This window comes from Gilliamella sp. B2887, assembly GCF_026537015.1.
In the GTDB taxonomy this organism is placed as follows: domain Bacteria; phylum Pseudomonadota; class Gammaproteobacteria; order Enterobacterales; family Orbaceae; genus Gilliamella.
The window spans coordinates 1-1,191 of the sequence record NZ_JAFNMX010000025.1 but is presented as its reverse complement, the minus strand read 5'-3'; the positions used below and the strand labels follow the sequence as shown (position 1 = coordinate 1,191).

The 1,191-nt window shown below is 33.5% G+C and carries 1 protein-coding gene; it reads left to right on the top strand.

The features are described from left to right. Window positions 1-1,025 (top strand): DUF3656 domain-containing protein (locus tag J3U13_RS11340; RefSeq protein WP_267342168.1); only part of this gene is annotated, 1,025 nt, incomplete at its 5' end. Window positions 1,026-1,191 lie beyond the last annotated feature (166 nt).

Genomic DNA, 1,191 nt, shown 5'->3' with positions numbered 1-1,191 from the left:
GCAGACACCCCGATATATTAGCCATAGATTCGCCCAAATACCTGGGAGAGCAAATTGGCGAAATCACGAAAGTGACCTCAAAAACTTTGGATATTAAAAGCGAACACACATTAAGTAATGGTGATGGACTTAATGTACTGATCCAACGTGATATTATCGGATTCAGAGCGGACAAAGTTGAAAAGATATCCGGAAATCACTACCGCATTTATCCTAATGAGGTACCTAAACACCTTTATTCTGTTAAATTTCCGCATGCAGTTAATCGAAATTTGGATCATTTATGGCAACAAAGTTTATTAAAAGATTCCAGTAAACGATGTGTTGGCGTTTCATTTGAACTCGAAAACAGTATTGATGGAATTAGATTAAAAGCAAGAAGCGAAGAGGGCATGAGTGTTGAATTAACACTCAACGGCCATTTTGAACCCGCTACTCAGCCAGATAAAATGCTAAAGAATATTCAAGAAAATTTATCTAAACTGGGCAATACGCTGTATTATCTTTCTGATCTAAAAATGAAATTATCGACAGTATATTTTATTCCCAACAGTCAACTTAATCAGTTAAGGCGGGAAGTTATTAGCAGACTTACGGTGGAAAGATTAACCAATTATAAACGCAAGGTGCGTAGACCAGAAATAAGTCCAAACGCAATTTATCCAGAGACACAACTGAATTTTTTGGCTAATGTTTATAATCACAAAGCGCGGGAATTCTATAAACAGCATGGAGTTGAATTGATTGAAAGTGCTTATGAAGCCCATGAAGTGAAAAATGATGCTCCATTAATGATAACCAAGCATTGCTTAAGATTTGCGTTTAATTTATGTCCAAAGCAAGCTAAAGGGATCCAAGGTGTGAAAACTAAAGTAACCCCTATGAAACTCGTGCAAAATAATGAAGAATTATTATTGAAATTTAATTGCAAAGCTTGTGAAATGCAGATTTGGGGAAAAATAAAAAAACACATATTAAAAATGCCATTACCTGGTAGTGATATTATTTTGGTTGTCAAAAGTTAAAATTCTATTTATCAAACGGATTTTAAAGGTTAAGACATCATGTAATGGAGGCTATTAAAAATTAGATAAATTGGTCAAAATAAATCATATTTAACATAATATACATTATACGAACCAATTTAAACTAAATAAATTTAAAGCAGTTGTAGCATTTTTGACTAGTGCT